Raw genomic sequence first — 2,272 nt, forward strand, 5'->3', positions numbered from 1 at the left:
AGACGACGCGGCGGCGGCGTGGCGTCGCCGGAGGAGACGGCCACATCCAGCCAGCGCAGGGCGAGGCCGGTAGGCAGGGCTTCGGCGGACTCGGCGTCGCCGACGACGACATGGATGGCACTGTCGCGGACGAGGAACTCCAGGCGCTCGGCGGGATAGCCGGGGTCCAGCGGGACATAGGCGGCGCCGGCCTTGAGGATGGCGAGCATGGCGACGAGGAGATCGGGCTGGCGTTGGCAGCAGAGTCCAACGCGCTGCTCCGGTAGCACGCCGAGCTGGAGCAATTGCCGGGCCAATTGATTGGCGCGGGCGTCAAGTTCTTGGTAGCGCAGGGCGGAGGCTTCGCCCTGAACGGCGACGCGCTTGGGGAAGGCCCGGGCGGCGTGCTCGAACCAGCTGCACAGATCGGGGTGCGGCGGGGCGACGGAAACCGGCGCGGGGCCCAGAGCCTGGGCGGTTTGCTCGGCGTTCAGCAGCGGCAACCGCGCCACAGGACAATCCGGTTGAGCGGCCGCGGATTGCAGCAGTTCATGATAGTGTTCCAGCCAGCGGGCCGCGGTGTCGGCGCCGATCAGGCCGGCGCGGTATTCCAGCGTGGCGCGCAGGCCGTCGCCGGCCGGCTCCAGCATCAGGCTCAGGTCGAATTTGGCGTCGGCGGGGAATAGCGGCAGCGCTTCCGCTTCCACGCCCTGCCAGTCCAAACGGCCCAGCGGCGCGTTCTGCAGCGCGAACAGGGCGCGGAACGGCGCGTCCTGGGCCTGGGAACGGGGGCCGGCCAGTTTCACCACCTGGTCGAAGGGCGCGTGCTGATGGGCGAAGGCGTCCAGGCAATCGGCGCGGTTGCGCGTCAGCAATTGAGAAAAGCTGGGCGAGCCGCTCAGATCCTGACGCAGGATCAGGGTGTTGACGAAGAAACCCAGGGTCTGTTCGAACTCGGCGCGGTCGCGATTGGCCACCGGGCTGCCGACGCAGATGTCGTCGCGTCCGCTCAGCCTTTGCAGCAGCGCCTGGAAGCCGGAGAGCAAGGCCATGAACAAGGTGGCGTCGGCGGCGAGGGCCAGCTTGCGCAGCGGGTCGACCAGCGAGGCCGGCAGCGTCAGGCTGACGTGGCCGGCTTCCTCGCTCCGACTTTGGCCGGCGGCGTAATCGCCGGGCAGCTCCATTTCGCCGTCCAGGCCGGCGAGGCGTTCGCGCCAGTAGCGCAGCGCATCGGCGTCGCTGCCGCCGCCGGCGCGGGTTTCGCGTTCCCACTCGGAAAAGTCGGCGTATTGCAGCGCCTCGGGCAGGGCCGGCGCGGGCCGGCCGGCGGCCAGCGCCGGGTAGAGCGCGCCCAGTTCGCGCACCAGCACGCCCAGCGACCAGCCGTCGCAGGCGATGTGATGGATCACGATGGAGAGAACATGGTGTTGAGGGCCCAGAACGAACAGGCGCGCCCGGATCACCGGATCGCGCCGCAGATCGAAACGCAGGGCGGCTTCCGCGCGCAAGCGCGCCGGCAGGCCGGCCTCGTCGCAGGCGGTGCGCGGCAGCTCGCAACCGGCTTGCGGGCGGATCAACTGGCAGGGTTCGCCGTCGACCAGATCATATTGAGTGCGCAGGATCTCATGGCGCGCCACCAGGGCGTTCAGAGCGGCTTGCAGCGCGTCGGCGTCCAGCGCGCCGCGCAGGCGCAGGGCCAGCGGAATGTGGTAGGCCGTCGAGTCCGGCGCCAGGTCCGCCAGCGTCCACAAGCGGCGCTGGGCGCCGGATTGCGGGAAAACATAGGCGTCGAAAGAGGCGTGGGCGTCAATTGCGTTCATGGTTGGCCTTGATTGGACTGCTGGGATGAGGTGTCGCCGTCGGCGCCGAACGTGACGCGCGCCAGCTGGCGGCGCGCTTGCCGCACCGGCGAGGCGGCCGATGTCTGTCCGCGCTGCGCGTCGATGTGTTGCGCCAGCTCCGCCGCGCGTGGATGTTCGAACAGGAGGCGCAGGGGCAGCGGAACGCCCAGGCGTTCGCGCAGCCGGTTGGCGGCGCGCACCGCCAGGATGGAGTCGCCGCCCAACTCGAAGAAGCTTTCGTCGCGGCTGACTTTCGGCAGCTGCAACAGGTCGGCGAACACCTCCGCCACCAGGAATTCGCTGGGCGTGCGCGCCGCTTCGAAGGCGCGCCGCGCCAGCGGCTCCGGCGCGGGCAGTGCGGCGCGGTCGATCTTGCCGTGGTGGGTCAGCGGGAAACGCTCCAGCGTCACGATGACGGCGGGCAGCATGTGTTCGGGCAGCTCGGCGGCCAG

2 protein-coding genes are annotated in these 2,272 nt (G+C 70.4%); both read right to left on the reverse strand.

All coding sequences use genetic code 11. The features are described 5' to 3' along the window. Window positions 1-1,799, reverse strand: a 1,799-nt coding sequence (locus tag BR71_RS19690; RefSeq protein WP_156039068.1) for a condensation domain-containing protein, incomplete at its 3' end; no start/stop codon positions are given. After that, a partial coding sequence (locus BR71_RS19695) for a phosphopantetheine-binding protein (protein WP_043641470.1) occupies window positions 1,796-2,272 on the reverse strand: 477 nt, incomplete at its 5' end. The genes BR71_RS19695 and BR71_RS19690, both read right to left, overlap by 4 nt.

The sequence above is a fragment of the Chromobacterium haemolyticum DSM 19808 genome (assembly GCF_000711885.1).
In the GTDB taxonomy this organism is placed as follows: Bacteria; Pseudomonadota; Gammaproteobacteria; order Burkholderiales; family Chromobacteriaceae; genus Chromobacterium; species Chromobacterium haemolyticum.